At 41.0% G+C, this 20361-nt stretch carries 16 protein-coding genes; 9 read left to right on the forward strand and 7 right to left on the reverse strand.

The window, feature by feature from the left end; translation table 11 throughout:
• Nucleotides 1-32: 32 nt before the first annotated feature.
• Nucleotides 33-4649, forward strand: coding sequence for an Hpt domain-containing protein (locus IAE20_RS12995; RefSeq protein ID WP_200482480.1), 4617 nt, complete (start codon nucleotides 33-35; stop codon nucleotides 4647-4649).
• On the forward strand, nucleotides 4649-5101 hold the full coding sequence (locus IAE20_RS13000) for a hypothetical protein (protein ID WP_200482479.1): 453 nt from the start codon (nucleotides 4649-4651) through the stop codon (nucleotides 5099-5101). Before IAE20_RS12995 ends, IAE20_RS13000 begins: the two co-directional genes overlap by 1 nt.
• Before the next feature lie 134 nt (nucleotides 5102-5235).
• On the opposite strand, the gene IAE20_RS13005 is transcribed toward IAE20_RS13000, so the two are convergent.
• The 5 genes from IAE20_RS13005 to IAE20_RS13025 form a co-directional block, all read right to left on the reverse strand.
• Nucleotides 5236-5400: a hypothetical protein gene (locus IAE20_RS13005; RefSeq protein ID WP_200482478.1), complete on the reverse strand. Its 165-nt coding sequence runs from the start codon at nucleotides 5398-5400 to the stop codon at nucleotides 5236-5238.
• Nucleotides 5401-5419: 19 nt separating this feature from the next.
• Nucleotides 5420-6625 (reverse strand): RtcB family protein, encoded by a 1206-nt coding sequence (locus tag IAE20_RS13010; protein ID WP_200482477.1) that lies wholly within the window; start codon nucleotides 6623-6625, stop codon nucleotides 5420-5422.
• Nucleotides 6626-6922: 297 nt separating this feature from the next.
• On the reverse strand, nucleotides 6923-8383 hold the full coding sequence (locus tag IAE20_RS13015; RefSeq protein WP_200482476.1) for an amino acid permease: 1461 nt from the start codon (nucleotides 8381-8383) through the stop codon (nucleotides 6923-6925).
• A 13-nt stretch (nucleotides 8384-8396) separates the two neighbouring features.
• Nucleotides 8397-9416: a class I SAM-dependent methyltransferase gene (locus tag IAE20_RS13020; protein WP_200482475.1), complete on the reverse strand. Its 1020-nt coding sequence runs from the start codon at nucleotides 9414-9416 to the stop codon at nucleotides 8397-8399.
• Between the two features lie 62 nt (nucleotides 9417-9478).
• Nucleotides 9479-10852 carry a uracil-xanthine permease family protein gene (locus tag IAE20_RS13025; RefSeq protein ID WP_200461298.1) on the reverse strand — a complete coding sequence of 458 codons (1374 nt, stop codon included), beginning with the start codon at nucleotides 10850-10852 and terminating at the stop codon, nucleotides 9479-9481.
• A 177-nt stretch (nucleotides 10853-11029) separates the two neighbouring features.
• On the opposite strand from IAE20_RS13025, the gene typA reads away from it, so the two are divergent.
• The 3 genes from typA to IAE20_RS13040 all read left to right on the forward strand — a co-directional run bounded on the left by typA (nucleotide 11030) and on the right by IAE20_RS13040 (nucleotide 14049).
• Nucleotides 11030-12865 (forward strand): translational GTPase TypA, encoded by a 1836-nt coding sequence (gene typA, locus IAE20_RS13030; protein ID WP_200461297.1) that lies wholly within the window; start codon nucleotides 11030-11032, stop codon nucleotides 12863-12865.
• Nucleotides 12866-13120: 255 nt separating this feature from the next.
• Nucleotides 13121-13555: a large conductance mechanosensitive channel protein MscL gene (mscL, locus tag IAE20_RS13035; protein WP_200482474.1), complete on the forward strand. Its 435-nt coding sequence runs from the start codon at nucleotides 13121-13123 to the stop codon at nucleotides 13553-13555.
• A 146-nt stretch (nucleotides 13556-13701) separates the two neighbouring features.
• Entirely contained in the window at nucleotides 13702-14049 is a 348-nt protein-coding gene (locus IAE20_RS13040; protein ID WP_200482473.1) for a gamma-glutamylcyclotransferase family protein, read from the forward strand.
• Nucleotides 14050-14083: 34 nt separating this feature from the next.
• On the opposite strand, the gene IAE20_RS13045 is transcribed toward IAE20_RS13040, so the two are convergent.
• Together IAE20_RS13045 and mutM are read right to left on the reverse strand one after the other, a co-directional pair.
• On the reverse strand, nucleotides 14084-14371 hold the full coding sequence (locus IAE20_RS13045; RefSeq protein WP_200461294.1) for a peptidylprolyl isomerase: 288 nt from the start codon (nucleotides 14369-14371) through the stop codon (nucleotides 14084-14086).
• A 33-nt stretch (nucleotides 14372-14404) separates the two neighbouring features.
• On the reverse strand, nucleotides 14405-15229 hold the full coding sequence (gene mutM / locus IAE20_RS13050; protein WP_200461293.1) for a bifunctional DNA-formamidopyrimidine glycosylase/DNA-(apurinic or apyrimidinic site) lyase: 825 nt from the start codon (nucleotides 15227-15229) through the stop codon (nucleotides 14405-14407).
• A gap of 118 nt (nucleotides 15230-15347) precedes the next feature.
• Here mutM and IAE20_RS13055 point away from each other — a divergent pair, with 118 nt between their 5' ends.
• The 4 genes from IAE20_RS13055 (at nucleotide 15348) to IAE20_RS13070 (ending at nucleotide 20338) form a co-directional block, all read left to right on the forward strand.
• The gene (locus IAE20_RS13055) at nucleotides 15348-15914 is read left to right on the forward strand and encodes a DNA-3-methyladenine glycosylase (RefSeq protein WP_200482472.1); all 567 of its coding nucleotides are present in this window, start codon (nucleotides 15348-15350) and stop codon (nucleotides 15912-15914) included.
• Between the two features lie 152 nt (nucleotides 15915-16066).
• Nucleotides 16067-18211, forward strand: coding sequence for a TonB-dependent receptor family protein (locus IAE20_RS13060; protein WP_200482471.1), 2145 nt, complete (start codon nucleotides 16067-16069; stop codon nucleotides 18209-18211).
• Nucleotides 18212-18237: 26 nt separating this feature from the next.
• Entirely contained in the window at nucleotides 18238-19353 is a 1116-nt protein-coding gene (locus IAE20_RS13065) for an NADH:flavin oxidoreductase/NADH oxidase (RefSeq protein WP_200482470.1), read from the forward strand.
• Nucleotides 19354-19414: 61 nt separating this feature from the next.
• Entirely contained in the window at nucleotides 19415-20338 is a 924-nt protein-coding gene (locus IAE20_RS13070; protein WP_200461289.1) for an AEC family transporter, read from the forward strand.
• Nucleotides 20339-20361 lie beyond the last annotated feature (23 nt).

The following is a 20361-nucleotide window of genomic DNA, read 5'->3' on the forward strand; positions in this document are numbered from 1 at the left end:
TCAAGGGTGGATAAACGAAAGAAGCCTTCGTTATGAAAGAAATATTAAAACATTTTGTTGAAACAATAAGCTTGCCTGAAGATAGTTATCTTGATCAGGATGCCGAAATTCTTGAAATTTTTATTGAAGAACTAGAAGAAATTTTTCAAGAATTGGACCAACTTATTCCACAGTGGCTGGTTCAGCCCAATGAACACAAACTTTTAGTAGAAGTTCGCCGTCATTTTCATACCCTTAAAGGGTCTGGACGTATGGTGGGAGCAAAGTCATCTAGTGAGTTGGCGTGGACAGTAGAAGAAACGCTGAATCGAATTATTGCGACAACATTACTATTAAACTCAGATTTACAGCGCTATGTTCAAACAGCGTTTAATCTCTATCGCTTTAAATTTTATGATGATTTTAAAAATGTACAGGCGCATGCACTAGATATTCGTCCTTTGATTCTATTGGGGCAGCAGTTACAACAGCAACAGGGTGTTGAACCTGCTTTGGAAGAATTGCTCATTTTAGCTGAACAGTTGAATACTTCAACTGTTACGACAGGACTGGAAATTCAGGAAGAACAGGCGACAGACGCTGAGAGTTCAGTTGAGTTCGTGCCTGCGATTGATGCAGATCAAAATACTGAAATTGTTGCTACTGATGACGGTTTGATTAAAGAAACCTTGGCGATTTTCCTTGAAGAAGCAGAAGAACATTTACAAACAGTGGATGCTTTTTTGCAGCAGGATGCGCCAACTGATCAAAGCTATAATCAGTTGATTCGCGCCTTGCATACTTTGCGAGGCAGTTCATCAATGGCCCATATTCAGCAAGTATTTGACGCGAGTAGTAAAGTTGAAACCCTGTTTAAAACACTTATGCAGGATGAGCTCGAATCTACTTCTAATGAAACGGCCTTACTTACGCATTATGCTGAGTTCGTTCGTGATTATTTACATACGTTACATCAGCAAGGTTCTCAGCAACAGCTTGATAAAATTGATCAGAAATTTAATCAGGCGTGGGAGAATTATGGCTTTAATATCGAAGAAATTGCCCATGAAGCACAGCATCCGCAAGGTGTAGTGACCTCGTTATTGCAACTAGAGATTGAGAATTTACTCAATGCAGATTATGAGTTTGAAAAACGTGCCAAACATGAATTCCCAGCTTATATTCAACAATTGCTTCATGAAGCAGTGTCTTTAATTGAACATACTCCTAATCGTGCTTCGCAGGGTGTACATGACTATTTATTGCAATTGAGACCCGCGTATGAGGCGCTATTGCAAAAACCAGCTTTACTGCATATTGATTTCGCCTTTGATATTTTTGGACAAGCACATCAGCAGGTCATTCATTTATTTGATATCTTGGCAGCAGGGCAACGTGTCAGTCTGGGACAAGAGCAACAAAGCATTCTTAATGAATTGCAGGATTTTGTTCAACAAGACATAGAAACTACTCTTGCTGAAATTGAAGAAGAGGCTGTTTCAAATCCTGAACAGCAAATTGAACCAGTTGAGCAAATACCAGCCTCAGAGCCAGCTACTTCACCATTTGATTTGTCTCAAATTTCTGCGCGTATTCGACAGGATCATCAGTACATCGATGCCGAACAGGCCAATCGTAATTTTGATGCAGACCTTCTGGATATCTTTCTTGAAGAAGCAGATGAATTGTTAGTAGGTATTGATGCGGACTTAAATACTTGGTCTCAGCAACAAAGTAATACTTCGGCGCTAAATAATCTGATGCGTTATTTGCATACCTTAAAAGGTGGGGCAAATATGGTTCAGGCGACGCATATGGGTTTAATTGCGCATGAATTAGAAACGATTTATGAGCGATTGATTAATGGGCAAATACATTCATCTGCCAATTTAATCCAGATTATCCGTCTGGTACAGGACGATATCGCCGATCGTATTCAAACTTTACGTGATCAAGCTGTCGATTACCCTGCAACTGAAGTGCTTGGGTTACTTCAGAACATTGAACAAGTTTTACAAGGTGTGCCACAGCAATCGGAGCCTGCTGCAATCACTGAGATTGAAACAGATGAAATTGCGTTTGAAGATCAAATTTTAGAGACACAAAATAAAGTTTTTGTTGAGGAATCAGCCACTGATGTAATTGAGTCCACATTTATTGCGGAATCTGCGCTGGTGGATGAGTCTGAATCTGTAGTGCTTGATGAACAAGTATTGGATTCTGTTTCAATTGTATCGAACGATGAAAATAATGAGCAGCAACATAGTTCAAATTCTGATGCAGATGTAGAAGAGATTGTTGCATACCCTCAAGATTCTGATCTGGATGATGTTCAGTCTTTGGTCGAAGCGACATTCTATGAAGAAGCCGAAGAATTACTTGAAACTGCGCATCAATTACTGCAACGCTGGTTTGATGACCGTGCTAATCGTAGCGTTTTGCTCCAGTTACAGCGTACCGTACATAGCCTGAAGGGCGGTGCACGTATGGCAGAATTAGAACCAGTGGCTGTCATTGCTTCGCATCTGGAAAATGCATTTGAGCAATTTGGTGTTAAAAACTTTAGTTCAAATGCTTATGACCATTTGTTATTGACTGCATTTACCTGGTTGAAACAAGCCATTTTTGAACGTTCTTACAATAATTACGATGGTTTAAAACATACGCTGGAACGCCTTGAGTTCGTTGATACCAATGCGCAAATTCCAAGCAAGCTGGCTCGAGCGGATTTATTCTCGCAAGAACAGGTTATGGAATTTGTACAGGGTGATGGCACAGAACCGCCATCCATGCTAGGTGAGTGGGACAATACTGTTCAGGTTGATGACTCAAATGAAATGATCCGTGTTTCTGCGGATCTGATTGAAAAAATGATTAACCTCTCTGGTGAAAATGCCATTAACCGTTCCCGTATTGAAATGGATCTGGGGCAGTTGGGCAATACATTGGTGGAAATGGAACTTGCTATTCAGCGTCTAGCAGATCAGCTACGTCGAATGGAAGGTGAGTTGGAAAGTCAGATCATTGCCAAGCATGGTACAGAAAACTCGCGTTATACCGACTTTGATCCTTTAGAAATGGATCAATATTCATCTCTGAATCAATTGTCGAAGTCGCTTGCCGAATCTGCATCGGATCTGGTGGATTTTAAAACCACGTTATCCGACAAAATTCGTGATACCGAAGGCCTGTTGTTACAACAGTCACGTATTCAGGCTGAAATTCAGGAAAGCCTAATGCGTACCCGACTGGTACCTTTCTCTCGGTTATTACCGCGATTACAGCGTATTGTCCGTCAGACTGCAACGACTCTAAATCGTCCTGCTGAATTAGTTGTGCAAAATACGGAAGGCGAATTGGATCGCACTATTTTAGAGCGTTTGGTGACACCACTTGAGCATATGCTGCGTAACGCAGTCGATCATGGTCTGGAAGATCGTGACGAACGTTTGAAGCTGGGTAAACCAGAAACTGGTCGAATTGAACTAAATATTAGCCGTCAAGGAACCGACGTTCTGGTTAGTTTTAGCGATGATGGTAAAGGAATTGAAGTTGAGAAAATCAAAGCCAAAGCTTTACAAAATGGCTTGATGACCGCAGATCAAAAACTCGATGCACAGGAAATTTTGCAATATATTTTCCACCCAGGTTTTAGTACAGCCACTGCAGTCACTCAGATTTCAGGTCGTGGTGTTGGGCTAGATGTGGTGCAAAGTGGGATTAAAGCCTTAGGTGGCCATGTCAGTGTTGAGTCAAAACTTGGTTCAGGAACTACCTTTACCATTCGCGTTCCAACCACTGTAGCGGTGAGTGATGCCTTAATGGTGAAAGTCGGCGATCAACAATTTGCCTTGCCTTTGGCTCAGATTGATCGAATTGTCAGGATTGCACCTTCAACTTTAGAGCAGTATTTTAATGGACAGGATGACTATTTTAATATTGATAACACACCATATCGCTTACGCTATCTGGCTGAGTTCGTAGCTAACCAACCTGTTCCAAAGCTTTCAGGTGTTGCACATTCACTACCCGTATTATTGGTCAAAGGTGCGCATGGGCAGACCATCGCTTTACTGGTCGATCAATTAGTTGGTTCACGGGCGCAAATTGTGGTGAAACCGATAGGTCAGCAATTTGCAAGTATTGGAACTGTGGCAGGCGCGACGATTCTAGGTGACGGTCATGTCTGTCTGATTCTAGATGGGCAAAATATTGCGCGGCAGATTCAGGCGACACAGCGTAATAAACAGCTTATTGATGGTAGAGAAAAATCACGGCATACCGATGAGCGTCGTCTAGTCATGATAGTTGATGACTCTGTAACGGTACGTAAAGTTACCTCGCGCTTATTGGAACGTCAGGGCTTTGATGTGGTCACTGCTAAAGATGGTGTTGATGCCATGGAGCAGCTTGAAAATGTCAAACCAGATTTGATGTTGCTGGATATTGAAATGCCGCGTATGGATGGTTTTGAGGTCACAAATCTTGTACGTCATCATGAATTACATCAAGACATGCCAATTATCATGATTACATCTCGTACAGGTGAAAAACATCGTGAGCGCGCCTTGTCATTGGGAGTGAGTCATTACATGGGTAAACCTTTTCAGGAAGCTGAGTTACTGGCCAATATTGAAGATTTACTCGAAACACGTTCAGGGAGTTACTGATGAGCTCAGATAAAACTGTAGTGACACAGATTGATCAACAGGAACTTCAGCATTTAATTACAGTTTCAACTGGATTTATTGATGCGTATATTATTGAGTGTCATGATCGGGTGCCAATGCTATTACCGCAAAATATTGTACTCTCTGCTCTGGATACCAAAGCAGATGCGCAGTCAATTGAATGGCATGATTTAAAACTACCTGTTTATGCTGTTACTCATCCGACAGCAACAGAGGGTGTGGCATTGGTAATTGAAGGTGATGATGTGGCGCAACGGTTTGCCTTGATGTGTAATAACATGCCGCAATCCATTCGCTTGCGTATCTCAGAAGTGGTCGATGAGGAAAATGTTGAATCCAATCCAATGGTATTTAAGCAGGTAAAAATTGCAGATCAACACTTTCATGTGCCTAATTTGGAAAATATTCAAAAAAGTTTAGGGATTTTATAATCTAACTTGCTCTAAAGAACAAACCCCAGTTCAAATAACTGGGGTTTGTTTTATGTGTGAGGATTAAGGCCAAATAATGAGATCTGATGATGGTTTTTTTCATGATGTGCTCCTAAGAATCAATTGATATAAATTTATTTATCCCAAGTTGTCGACTTTAATATCTGCTTGGTTTGTTGCCGTTCACGTCGATGTTGTGCTTTCGGTTTTTCCGTTTCGTGCATCCCACCTTTATGCATTAATGGTGATAAAGCAACCTGATTTCTGATTTTTACGTTAGGTAACTTAGCGAGTTTCATTTATGACCTCTGGGTTAAATTATCCTTTAATACAAAGGACTTGTTTAAGCGTATGTACCACTTCAACCAAATCAGTCTGATTAGCCATGACTTGGTCAATGTTCTTATACGCTGCTGGAATTTCATCAATAACGCCTGCGTCTTTACGGCATTCAATCCCTTGAGTTTGTTCAATCAGGTCTTGTTGATTAAACAAATGTTTGGCTTTATTACGGCTCATTTTACGTCCAGCGCCATGTGAGCAGGAGCAAAAGGATTCCGGATTTCCTTTGCCGCGAACGATATAAGAGCAAGCCCCCATAGAACCTGGAATGATTCCAAGTTCACCTTCACCCGCACGAATAGCACCTTTGCGGGTAATGAATAAGTTTTCGCCATCATGTTGTTCATAACTAACATAATTATGGTGGCAATTAATGGCTTCTTTGGTCAGTTGAAATGGTGGTAATAAGGGGCGAATTGCTTCTAAAATTAAACGCATCATCTCGCGACGGTTTTCATAAGCATAAGCCTGTGCCCATTCCACGGCTTCCACATAATCATCAAAGCTGGTCGACCCTTCTGCAAAGTAACTTAAGTCTTTATCTGGAACATGGCCAAAACGATGTTGTGCTTCTTTTTTGGCTAGCTCAATAAAATAAGTCCCAATAACATTCCCCAGACCACGACTGCCTGAATGCAACATGATCCAGATATCCTGATTTTCATCCAGACAGAGTTCAATAAAGTGGTTACCACCGCCCAAAGTTCCTAATTGCTTTTGCCAAGTCATATCAAACTTTCGTAACATTCGAACTAAACCAGAATGTTTGGTAATAATAGGTTTTAGCCCTTTGTCGAGAGGCGTTAGGGTAGACGCTTTGGCTTTCACCTGCTTATGTACATCAAAGCCCACAGGTACTTTGCGTTCAATAGCATTGCGTAAAGCTGAAAGGTTGTCCGGAAGTTGACTACTTTTTAGATTTAAGCGAATTGCGTTCATCCCGCAACCGATATCTACGCCTACAGCAGCAGGAATAATCGCATTTTTGGTTGGAATGACACTACCAACGGTTGCCCCTTTCCCAACATGCACATCTGGCATGACTGCGATGTGGGAATGAATAAACTGCAATTGCGCCATTTTATGAAGTTGTTCAATACTGTCATTATCTATATCTTGGGTAAAGATTTTGACTGGCACCCCATAAGCTGCATCTGCATTTAAAATTTTTTGTATGCTCATACAATCTGTCCGTTTCATTGTTTAAATCTGTCCGAACAGGCATAAAAAAACCTAGCGAATGCTAGGTTTATGTGCATTCGGACAAGTCATCATTGATACTTGTCCGTGAGCTGACAACGTGCCAATGATTAGTAGTAGTTATCCTGTAAAGCTGGCATGTTGTTACTCCTATAAAATGGCAGTTTCAATTAAAACTGCGTCAATGGTTGAATCTTGATCATCATCATAATCCTTTCTTTTTAAAAGTCAAGCTACTCAAAATCAAGGAATTGAATAATGGCCTACACAGTGAAAAAATTAATCCTGATCTGGTTTGAGATTCATTTCATGATAGGGCACCAGTTTGGTTTTATGTTTCCATTTATAGCTTAGCCAAATCACCACAAAAAGAGGAATACTGATATAAGTGGAAAGTAAACCCACCCAGTCAATTTTACCACCTAAAACAGCTTGGTAGTTTTGTCCCAAAATAATGATCGAACATAAAATAAAAGCAAACCATGGCGCAAAAGGAAAGAATTTGGCTCGATATGCCAGATCTTCAAGTCTATGACCTTGAGCCAGATAACCTTTGCGGAAACGATAGTGCGAAATGGCAATGCCAAGCCAGACAATAAACCCACACATGCCCGACATATTTAACAGCCAGTTAAATACTGCCTGCTCTCCAATAAATGTGGTCAGGAAGCATAACGCCGCAATGGCTGTTGTGGCATAAAGCGCATTCATAGGTACACCGCGTGGATCCAGTTTTGAGAACCATTTTGGTGCGCGACCTTCACGAGCCATGTCAAACAGCATTCGGGTTGAAGAATACATGCCTGAATTACCTGCCGATAAAATAGCAGTTAAAATCACGGCATTCATCAGACTTGCGGCAAAGGCAAAACCCACCTTTTCATAGAGCAAGGTAAAAGGAGAAAGGGCAATATCACTACTAGACGCTGCTTGTAACAGACGTGGATCATCATAGGTAATTAATGTACCAATGATAAAAATACATACGATATAAAACAGTAAAATCCGCCAGAAAATCTGTTTAATGGCAAGTGGAATAGTGCGTTTCGGGTCTTTAGATTCACCTGCTGCAACGCCAACCATTTCAGTGCCTTGAAAAGAGAATCCTGCAATCATGGCAACGCCAATCATGGCCTGTAATCCGCCAACAAAAGGTGCATCTTTATATGTCCAATTACCAAAAGTAGCCATGCCAGGCGTCATCATAATTTTGATGATCATGGAAAAACCAATAATGATAAAGGCAATGATGGCAACGACTTTGACCATGGAAAACCAGAACTCACTTTCTCCAAAGCCCTTCACCGTCATAGCATTGATTGCAAAAATCACAACCAGAAAAATGGCACTCCAATAAAAACCCGGTAAGTCTGGAAACCAGAATTTCATAATGAGCTGGACCGCAACCAATTCAAAGGCAACAGTAATAGCCCAGTTGTACCAATAGTTCCAGCCTAATGCAAAACCAAAACCATCTTCGACGTAACGGCTACCGTAGGTAAAAAATGCACCCGAAGTTGGATTATGGGTTGCCAACTCGCCCAAGCTGGTCATTAGGAAGTAAATCATTACGCCAATCAGTGCATAGGCAAGCAGAGCTCCGCCTGGCCCAGCATTGGCAATAGTTGAACCTGAAGCAAGAAATAAGCCGGTACCGATGGAACCGCCAATAGCGATCATATTTAAATGACGAGCACCCAGCTTTCGCTGAAGCTTTTCAGGTTGAATCGTTTCACTCATGAAAATTCCTTAGTCATTGGGATGCTTGGGCATAGAGCACTTTGAATCCTTGTTGATCTGCAAGGATGTTGCAGCGACCAAATTGTTGTTCTATCAAAAGGGCATAATTTAAAAAACGGTTTGCCACAATCCACAATTCACCATTTATGGTCAAATGCTGTTTGGCTTGCTTGCATAGACCTTCACTGGCGGCATAGTCAGTATGAATTCCCTGATGAAAAGGAGGGTTGCTGACGATTGCATCTAGTTGAGGGGGTGCATCATGAATCCCCGTGACTGCCTGAATATGAAGCTGTTCTAAATTAAGTCCATTTCGATGAAATGTCATTTCAGTGGAGCATAGTGCAAAGGCATCAACATCTAGCGCATAAATTTCATTTTTGCTATTTAATTTTGCCAAATACGCGCTAATTACACCTGCACCGCAACCAAAGTCGGCAAGTTTACCCGATTTTATATTATTTAGATAAGGTAAAAGAATGGCGGTTCCAACATCTAAATGATTTTGACTGAACACGCCGGGTAGAGAGCAGATCTGAAGTTCAGTCTGGTTTACTTGTACGGTATAGGTTTTTACCCAGTTTTGCAGTGGCTTCAGCGTTTCAGTTTTTTGCAAAATACATTGCCATAGCTGACAGTGTCGAGCGCTATCAAGTTTTAGGGTTTTACCTAAAGCTTGTAGCTGTTTAGCTGCACGTTCCACACCACCTTTTTTCTCACCGACTAAAAAAATGGATTGTCCTTTATTTAGGTGGCTCGTCACAACATGCAAAATATAGCTTAGTAATTCTTTCGATTTCGGCACAAAAATAACGACTTGATCGATTGAAGTCTTTGGAAACTCTACTGAGAAATGCGTATCAAATTGCTGCTGTTGAAAATATTGATGATCAGCAAAGTTCCATGTCCAGATAGAAACATCTAATTCTTTAGTGAGTTCCTGACTCAGACGATCAGCAGGCGCATTAATCAGTAATACCCGACCAGATAAAAATTGTTGTTGGCGTAACACCACTTCACTACGTGGGTCCATGTTCATCTCTCATGAATAAGAAAGCCCAGTCAAACTGGGCAAATTCATTTTAATTGCCCAATTTAATGTTTATGTTCAGGCAAAACAATATTTAAAATTAAGGCCGCAATACCACCCGTTGCCACACCAGAACTAAAGATATTTTTAAATAGTTCAGGTAAATGTTCAAGAATTTGTGGTACCTGAGCAACGCCCAACCCTAGAGCCAGAGAAATGGCAATAATTAATAATGCACGACGATCCAGATGAATACCGGATAAAATGTTAATTCCTGAGGCAGCAACAGCTCCAAACATAACCATGACTGCACCACCTAATACTGCTTGGGGTACGGCTTGAATCACGCCAGAAACCATAGGGAATAGACCAAGTACGATCAATAAAATTGCAATCCAAATGCCGACATAACGACTTGCAACACCTGTCAATTGGATAACGCCGTTATTTTGTGCAAAAACCGAGCTAGGAAAAGTGTTAAATAAACCCGCGAGTAGAGAATTTGCACCATTGACCAATACGCCGCCTTTAATACGCGCCATCCATTTTGAACCATTTACGGGTTCATTGGATAGTTTACTGGTCGCTGTAATATCGCCAATCGCTTCTAAAGATGTCACTAGATAAATGAATGCCATTGGAATAAATAAGCTCCATGAAAAGCTTAAACCAAAGTGCATTGGTGTTGGAATTTGTACGAATGGAGTTTCATGTAATCCTGAAAAATCCAGATGCCCCATGAAGCCTGCTAGCACGTAACCTACAATGAGTGCAATTAAAATTGCGGAACTTTTAACCCAGATAATCCGAATACGATTGAGTAGAATAATAATCGCAAGTACTGTACATGACATAATCAGGTTATCTGTACTGGCAAAGGTTTGGTTTTGCATCGCCTGATAACCGCCGCCCATACTGATCAAACCTTCTTTAATTAAGGTCAAACCAATCATTAGTACCACGATACCTGTGACCAACGGCGTGATCAGTTTTTTCACCCACGGTAGAATTCGGGATACACCCATTTCAATAAATGAGCCCGCAATCACTACACCAAAAATAGCCGCCATAACCTGATTCACTGGCGTTCCTGCGGCTACCATCGCGCTACCGATTCCGATAATCGGACCAATAAAGTTAAAACTGGTGCCTTGTACAATGAGTAAGCCTGCGCCAAATGGCCCAACTTTTTTACATTGTAAAAATGTTGCGATGCCGGAAATAACCAAAGACATGGATAAAATCATGTTGGTTTCTTCGCGAGAAACACCGAGCGCCAGACAAATTAGCAGTCCTGGTGTAACAATAGGGACAATAATTGCTAAAAGATGTTGCAGGGCAGCAAGAAAAGAGACAAAAGGAGCAGGACGGTCATTCAGGCCATAAATCAAATCAAGTTTTTCACCTGACTTTGGCGCAGAGTCTTGTAAATCAGACATGGGAGGAAAAAATCACTAACTGCAAGTTGGCGCTATTCTAATCGAGATCCTGACCTTTACCAAAGAAAAAACGACAAACACATGAAAAAAACAAGTGCATGTCAATAAACTGTCACTACTTTTATGTAGGATTTTTCTGTATAATTTGCCCTCAAGTTTTAGGCTTATCGAATTTTCATGTCAGATATCAAAAATCTCCGCAATATTGCAATTATTGCACACGTCGACCATGGTAAAACCACGCTTGTCGATAAACTTCTTCAACAATCAGGTGCTTTGGGTGATCGTGCAGGCGAGATTGAGCGTGTCATGGACTCGAATGCGCTTGAAAGCGAACGTGGTATTACCATTTTGGCAAAAAACACTGCCATTACTTGGTTAGACAAGCGTACTGATACGACTTACCGTATTAATATCGTCGACACCCCGGGACACGCCGACTTTGGTGGTGAAGTAGAACGTGTACTGTCGATGGTTGACTGTGTACTTCTTCTGGTTGATGCTCAAGAAGGCCCAATGCCACAAACACGTTTTGTGACACAAAAAGCCTTTGCACGTGGTTTGAAGCCTATCGTGATCATTAACAAAGTAGATAAACCAAGTGCACGTCCAGACTGGGTTATCGATCAAGTATTTGACTTGTTTGATAACTTGGGTGCAACTGACGAACAGTTAGACTTCCCAATCGTTTATGCGTCAGGTTTACGTGGTGTGGCAGGTCCTTCGCCAGAAGAATTGGCTGATGATATGACACCATTGTTTGAAACGGTTGTAGATATTGTTGAACCACCTGCAGTAGATGCGGAGGGTCCGTTCCAAATGCAAATTTCATCACTTGACTATAATAGTTTTGTGGGCGTAATTGGTGTTGGTCGTATTCAACGTGGTTCTGTGAAGTTAAATACTCCAGTAACTGTTATTGATAAAGAAGGTAAGACTCGTAACGGTCGTATCTTAAAAATCATGGGTTATCACGGTTTAGAGCGTATCGATGTAGAAGAAGCTTCTGCAGGTGATATCGTATGTATTACTGGTATTGATGCACTCAACATTTCAGATACAGTATGTGATCCGAAAAATGTTGAAGCATTACCGCCATTGTCTGTAGATGAACCTACAGTATCGATGACATTCCAGGTGAACAACTCACCGTTTGCAGGTAAAGAAGGCAAATTCGTGACTTCACGTAATATTCGTGAACGTCTAGATCGTGAATTGATTCATAATGTTGCACTTCGTGTCGAAGACACAGATAGTCCAGACCGTTTTAAAGTATCTGGTCGTGGTGAACTTCATCTTTCTGTATTGATCGAAAACATGCGCCGTGAAGGCTTTGAGATGGGTGTATCTCGTCCGCAAGTGATCATCAAAGAAGTTGATGGTGAAAAACAAGAGCCATATGAAAACGTGACGTTTGATGTTGAAGAACAACATCAAGGTGCGGTGATGGAGCAAATGGGCCACCGTAAAGGTGAAATGACCAATATGGAAGTAGACGGGAAAGGCCGTATCCGTATTGAAGCGACTGTTCCGTCACGTGGCTTGATTGGTTTCCGTTCAGAATTCTTAACCATGACATCTGGTACAGGGATTATGACATCAAGCTTCTCGCATTATGGACCTGTTAAACAAGGTACTGTTGCGAAACGTCAAAACGGCGTATTGATTTCAATGGTTCAAGGCACTTGCTTGGGTTATGCATTGTTCAGTTTGCAAGACCGTGGTCGTTTGTTTGCCAAACCACAGTTAGAAGTTTACGAAGGTATGATCGTCGGCATTAACTCGCGCTCTGATGATATGGTAGTAAACCCAACTAAAGCAAAACAGCTGACTAACGTTCGTGCATCAGGTACTGATGATGCCTTAACTTTAACACCTGCAATTGAATACACCCTTGAACAAGCGCTTGAATTCATTGAAGATGATGAATTAGTTGAAGTAACCCCTAAATCAATTCGTATTCGTAAGCGTTATTTGACTGAAAACGAACGTAAACGTAATCGTGATAAATAATTTATTTTTGATTTAAGTCCAAAAACCGCTAAATTCGTTTAGCGGTTTTTTATTGGCAATCAAATATTTTGTTGACTATGCTTAAGTTCATATTTTCATTCAAATAAAAATGTTGTTAAAGTGTGAAATAACTTTCTTTTTTTTGGAAAAATATTAAATTAACAAGCATTAGCACATAATCCATTAACACTAATGTTAAGCCGTGATTAGAACAAAAAACAAGGGAATAGCGGTTCCCGACTGGAGAAAATAGAGATGAGTATTATTCAAGAATTCAAAGAATTCGCTGTTAAGGGCAATATGATTGATCTGGCTGTCGGTGTCATCATCGGTGGTGCATTTGGTAAAATCGTCGACTCATTGGTAAAAGATATTATTATGCCGTTAATCACTGTAATTACAGGTGGCGGTGTGGATTTCACCCAGAAGTTCGTTGTTTTGGGTGCCAATCCCAATAACTTACAATCCTTGGATGCTCTGCAAAAAGCAGGGGTTAATGTATTGACTTATGGTAATTTCCTTACCATTTTAATTAACTTCCTGATCTTGGCTTGGGTAGTGTTTCTTATGGTTAAGTTGATTAATCGTATGCGCCGTAATCAGGCAGAACCTGCACCTGCGGCAACCCCAGAAGATATTGAACTTCTTCGTGAAATTCGTGATGAATTGAAAAATCGTCCAAACGTTTAATTTGGATGAAGTTTAAAACGGCATAATTTATGCCGTTTTTTTATGCATTAAAATATCTTTTAGTTGCGTTGGCTACTTGAGGTTTTTGTCGAAGGCCTTAAAATATGGCCACTGAAATATCAGCCAACGACAGGAAATGCTCAGAGATGAATCGACTTTTTGCTTATGGAACTTTATGTCCAGATCGTGAAAATGCACATATTCTGGGAAATATTGGCGGGCAATGGCAGAAGGCTTTTGTCACTGGCGTGGTTCATACTTTAGACTGGGGACCAGACCAAGGTCTACCTGCCTTAGTCCTAGATGAAAATGCACCTAAAGTATCGGGGTTGGTATTTAGCACCCATAAACTGGCTGAACATTGGCCAATGTTGGATGAGTTTGAGGGCTTTCAATATCAGCGTGTCAAAGTCATGGTTGAACTAGAAACTGGTGAAATGATTGAAAGCTGGACCTATCAGATGAACCCTCAAGCAAAGAGTTTGCAGCCATAACAGGATTTAAATTTTAATTCCCTTTAGAAATAGGCTAAGCAAATTCAGTTCTAAATTTAACTTCAAGTAAATGAAAACCAAATTGGCTTTTGATGGGACCCTGCAAGATTCGTTCTGCGGCAGTAAACACGATCTTGTCAATTACAGGAACCAGTTGTCCCTTTTTTACTTCTCCTAGTTCTCCACCGCGTTTGGCAGAGTTACAGGTAGAATACTGTTTGGCGATTTTGGCAAAATCGGCACCAGATAAAATTTTCTTTTTTAGCTGTTCTGCAAGATCTTTGTCTTTAACCAGAATATGTCGAACAATTGCAGTTTGCATGGGCATGTCTCCTAAGTCTGTTGAGGACAAATTTTAAACTTTAACGCGTTTTAGGGGCTGGCATTGTGGACAAAATACACTAGCACGTTGCCCAAGTTTTAGGTTTTCCAAGGGTGTTTCACAGTTTACGCACATTTCACCAGCTCGACCATATGCCAATAACGTCTGCTGAAAATAGCCATTTTCACCCACTGCATTGGTAAAGTCACGCAAGGTTGAACCTCCTAGCTCAATAGCAGATTTTAAGATGCGCTTGATTTCCACCACCAATTGAAAGACCTGCTTTTTTGTCAAACTATGGGCAGGTTGCGCTGGATGAATACCTAAATTAAACAGGCTTTCAGTGGCATAAATATTTCCAACACCCACCACCACGTGATTATCCATAATTGCAATTTTTATGCCGACTTGCTTGCTTTTGAGCTTTTGATAAAGATAATCCGCATTAAACTCATCACTTAAAGGCTCAGGGCCAAGTGGATTGAGTAGTTTAGTTTGGGATTCATCGTTCAGCCATAAAATACAGCCAAACCGACGCGGATCGTGGTAGCGTAACTGTGTACCGTCTTCAAAACTGATAATCAAATGATCATGTTTGCGTAATTCATCTTGTGCGGTGGCAAGCCGAAAACTACCAGACATACCCAAATGCCACAACATGTGATCCTGTTCGAACTCAGCCAGAATATATTTAGAACGTCTTTTTAAACCTGATAAACGTTGCCCTTGTAAGCGGATAATATTGTCTGGAATAGGCCAGCGTAAACGAGATTCACGGACTTGAACGATTTGCACACGTTGTTCTAACAAGGGCAATAAGCTAGTTTTTGTGGTTTCAACTTCAGGTAATTCTGGCATTTACGGCTCGATGAAATAATTCGGTGTTAATATGGGGGTGATTACATCAATTGCAAAATTGAGCTGTAAGTTGATGATTAGAGAGATCATCATTTTCCCACTCACTCATGGTAGCGTGATGTCAGAAATTTTACCATTAACATGGTTTCAGCGTGATACTTCAACTGTGGCAGAGCAATTGATCGGCTGTCAGCTTTGTGTACGTCAGAACAATGGTGAAATTCTACGGTGTACCATTAGCGAAACAGAAGCATATTTGGGCGTTCGCGATAAAGCTAGTCATAACTATGGCGGACGACGTACTCCACGAACCGAAATAATGTATAGCTCTGGTGGGCATATTTATGTCTATCTCATCTATGGGATGTATCACATGCTCAATCTGATTACGCAGACTGAACAAGAACCAGAAGGTGTGATGCTCAGAGCCGCTTTTTTTGCAGACTCTGTTTCTAAAACAGATTTTAAACGTTTATCTGGGCCAGGAAAACTTACTAAACAGTTGGATATTAGTGAAAAGTTTAAAGCCAAGACATTAGGTGTTGAAACTGGTTTATGGGTGGAAAATAAGATTGTCCAGCCAGATGTGGTTCGCGAAAAACGAGTTGGAATCGACTATGCAGAAGAAGCGAAAGACTGGCTAGAACGTTATTGTTGGAAAGATCATCCAAGTTTAAGCCGTTAAAATTTTGAACTATTAATCAAAATAACCAAACTGATATATTGAAAGTTGGCATGATTCGTTAAAATCGTTTTTTGTCGATATGTTAAACTTCATATACAAAATTATATAACAAATTCTTTTTGGGCTAATCGTTGATATTAAAGGATGACTGAATGCGCTTTATGCAATTCAATACATTATATTCTTCCATGTTTTTATTTACTGGGCTTAGTAGTTGCGCTGTATGGGCAGAAGTGCCAGAAGCTGTTGCATTACCGACTATTAAGGTAGAAGCAACGCGTACCGACACGACTTATTTGCAAACTCCAGCATCCGTTTTTCGAATTGATGCACCCAAGCAGGATGAAAGCTCTCAAGTTAATTTGACTGAAGTGGTTAAGGGCATTCCAAGTTTACAACTGCATAACCGTGAAAACTATGCACAAGATTTACAACTTTCCATGCGTGGTTTTGGTGCACGTTCAACCTTTGGAGTGCGTGGGATTCGATTATATGTCGATGGCATTCCTGCGACTATGCCAGATGGTCAGGGACAAACTTCTAATATTGATTTGAGCAGTCTGGATCATATTGAAGTATTAACAGGACCTTTTTCGTCACTCTATGGTAATTCATCAGGTGGTACTCTGCTGACCACAACCAAAGAAGGTGAGGGCAAAGACTCAGTTGAATTGAGTTATTCGGGTGGCAGTCATGATAAAAACCGCGTAGGAATGGTGTTGCAGGGAGGCGCAAGCCAAGCCAACCAACCCAGTTATGTGATTAGTTCATCTTATTTCGATACTGATGGTTATCGAGATCATAGCGCTGCCAATAAAGTCCTGAATAATGCCAAATTGACCTGGAATCTTGAAGATGGTTCCAAAATTAACTGGATTACCAATTATTTAAAGATTAATGCCGATGATCCACAAGGATTGACGCGTGATCAATGGAACGCTAATCCAAAACAAGTGAATGATGCCCATAACAACTATGATGTTCGCAAAGAAATTGAACAGACACAAACTGGATTGACATGGTTAAAGCCATTAAATGATAAAAATGAACTATATGCGATGGCTTACTTTGGCCAGCGACAGGTCACTCAATATCAGTCCATTCCTCAATCTGCTCAGACTAATCCTCGTCATGCAGGTGGTGTAATTGAGTTTGATCGTAATTATTATGGAGCCGATCTACGTTGGACTGGCAAAGAGCTTCTTCCGAATGTAACCGTGAGTGCAGGTGTCGCACTGGATGCAATGGATGAAGATCGTCAAGGTTATGAAAATTTTACTTTAATGAACAATCAGCCGAGTTATGGGGTTAAAGGTAATTTACGCCGTGATGAAAACAATACGTTGTGGAATATTGATCCCTATTTACAGGCTTCATGGCAGTTTTTACCCACATGGCGTTTAGATACAGGCGTACGTTATAGCAACGTCCATTATAAATCGGATGACGATTATATTAGCGCCACCAATCCAGATGATAGTGGTAAGACGGATTATTCTAAAGTCTTGCCTTCAGCGGCTTTAAGCTGGCAAATTATTCCTGAGCTTTTGGCGTATGTAAGCTATGCCAAAGGTTTTGAGACACCCACCTTCACTGAAATGGCTTACAACACAGACGCGAGTATTTCAGGGTTTAATTTTAATCTAAAGCCCTCCAACAGTGATACCTACGAAGCGGGTTTGAAGTCACAAAATCCGCTAGGTGATTTTACTTTGGCAATTTTTCAAACTAAAACCAAAGATGATATTGTTTCAGCGGGAAGTGTGGATGGGCGGTCAACTTTCCGTAATGCAGATCAAACCTTGCGTGAAGGTGTAGAACTCTCATGGAATAAACAACTTTGGCGCGATCTGATCGCTACGGCAAGTTATGCTTATCTGGATGCAAAATTTGATAGCAATACCGCAGCAATTTATGACCAGAATGGCAAAGTCGTTGCCAAAGCCATTGATAAAGATGCTTATATTCCCGGAATTGCCAAAAATCAGGCGTATCTTGCATTGTCATGGAAACCACAAACAGGTTTTTATGGTGGGGTCGATGCTCAATATAACGATAAAATTTACGTCGATGATCAAAATACAGACGCAGCACCAAGTTATACCGTTGTAGCCGCTTATGCAGGCTATGCATGGCAGTTACAAGACTGGAAAGTGAATGTTTTTAGCCGTGTGGATAACTTATTAGATAAAGACTATGTCGGATCAATTATCGTCAATGATGGTAATTCACGTTTTTTTGAACCTGCTGATGGACGTAACTGGAGTGCGGGTTTGAGAGTAAGTAAACAATTTTAATGAAAATTAATGTGCAGAGGTGACAGGTGGCAAAATTATTTGAAAGTATACAATTTGGTTCATTGGGCCTTAGCAATAAAATCGTGATTGCACCGATGTGTCAATATTCTGCAACAGATGACGGTGAAATCACGTATTGGCATGAACAGCAATGGGCCAATTATGCCCTTTCAGGAGCAGGTTTATGCATTATTGAGGCGTCTGCGGTACAACCACAAGGACGGATTAGTTATGCCGATGTGGGGCTTTGGAATGATACTCAACGAGACAAAATCAAAGTATTATTGGAGAAAATTCAACAACTTTCCCCAATTCCATTTGGTATACAACTAGCACATGCAGGCCGTAAAGCTTCTACAGATAAACCATGGCTAGGCAAGGGGCAAATTGCGCCAGATCAACCCCATGGCTGGCAAACTTTGGCACCCAGTGAAATCGCTTTTGGTTCTCATGACTTGGCACCACATGCGCTTACTATTGATGAGATAAAACAAATTCAGGCAGATTTTGCGGCTGCGGCAGTTCGAGCCATGGAAGCTGGTTTTAAGCTTATCGAAATTCATGCGGCACATGGCTATTTATTGCATCAGTTTTTATCCCCTTTGTCGAATCAGCGTACCGACGAATATGGCGGGTCATTTGAGAATCGTATTCGCATGACGCTTGAAGTTCTTCAGGCAATTAAAACGGCTTTACCAAAGGATTTCCCGGTCGGTATTCGTATTTCTGCGACAGACTGGATGGAGCCTGCACATGGTTGGGATATTGAATCCAGTATTGGTTTATCTTTGGCATTGCAACAGTTGGGTGCTGTCTACATCCATGTTTCCAGTGGCGGTTTACACGAACTTCAAGACATTAAAATTGGTGCGAATTATCAGGTACCTTTTGCTGAACAGATTAAATCCAAAGTTTCTGTTCCTGTCATTGCCGTAGGTTTAATTACAGAGCCCGAACAAGCTGAAGCTATTTTACAGAATGATCAAGCGGATGCGATTGCATTGGCCAGAGCGATTCAATACGATCCACGCTGGCCTTGGCATGCTGCTGCTGCTCTGGGGGCGGAAATTGAAATCTCACCACAATATCTGCGTTGTCAACCTCATGGTTTGAAACAGCTTTTTAAACCCTTTAGTGGTTAATCAAAACCAAGAAAGACTCAATCGAATTTGAGTCTTTCTTTTATTGAAAAAGGATGTCGATGTGGTTGTACAGGTGATCGTGCCGATTTTTTTGTTACTATTTGCAGGCTTTTTAAGTGTCTCTATTCGATTAATTTCACCCGACCAAATCAAGGCACTGAGCGCCTTCATTATTAAAATTGCTTTACCTGCTTTTTTGCTTTATGCCTTGTCCAATAAAAGCCTGAATGATATTTGGCATCCCTCTTATTTTGTCGCTTATGGTGGCGGTTCACTGATTATTTTTGCACTGGCATTTTATTGTTATCGTTACTGCTTTGATCATGCTCTTACCCCAACTGCCGTACTGGCGATGGGTGCATCGATGTCAAATACAGGCTTTATTGGAACGGCTGTATTGAGTCTGTTAATGGGATCACATGCTGCGATCTATATTTCACTGACGCTCATTTTGGAAAACTTATTGATATTGGCTTTAGTTTTAGCATTGGCAGAAGCAGGGCAACAAGAACAACAACGTATCTGGCCTCTACTGCAAAAAACCGCCCAGAATTTGCTAAAGAATCCAGTTATTATTGCCATTATTTTGGGAATGGGCTGTATCCTTTTAGACCTTCAACTTCCTGCTTTAGTGGATCAATCTTTAGCACTATTGGGCAAAACGGCATCACCATTGGCCTTATTTGTTATTGGGGGGAGTCTGGTTGGAATGGGAATGACCGCTGTGAATCTGCAAAGTGGTTTGTTGGTGGCTTTCAAAGTGATATTGATGCCTTTGCTGATTTATAGTCTACTTCGTGTCTTGCCAGATGTCAGTCAGGAAATGTTATACGCAGGAACCATTTTGGCTGCGTTACCAATGCCAATCGCCTTTGGAATTTTTGGTCAGGCTTATGGTTTAAATGAACGAGCTTTAACCCCGCTTATGCTCAGCACTATTCTGGGCTTTGTAGGGGTGAGTGGATTGATTGTGTTATGGTGGTAAGTGATTTTGCCTCGATCATTGAG

Origin of the sequence: Acinetobacter sp. S54, from assembly GCF_016624945.1 — a bacterium.
Classification (GTDB): domain Bacteria; phylum Pseudomonadota; class Gammaproteobacteria; order Pseudomonadales; family Moraxellaceae; genus Acinetobacter.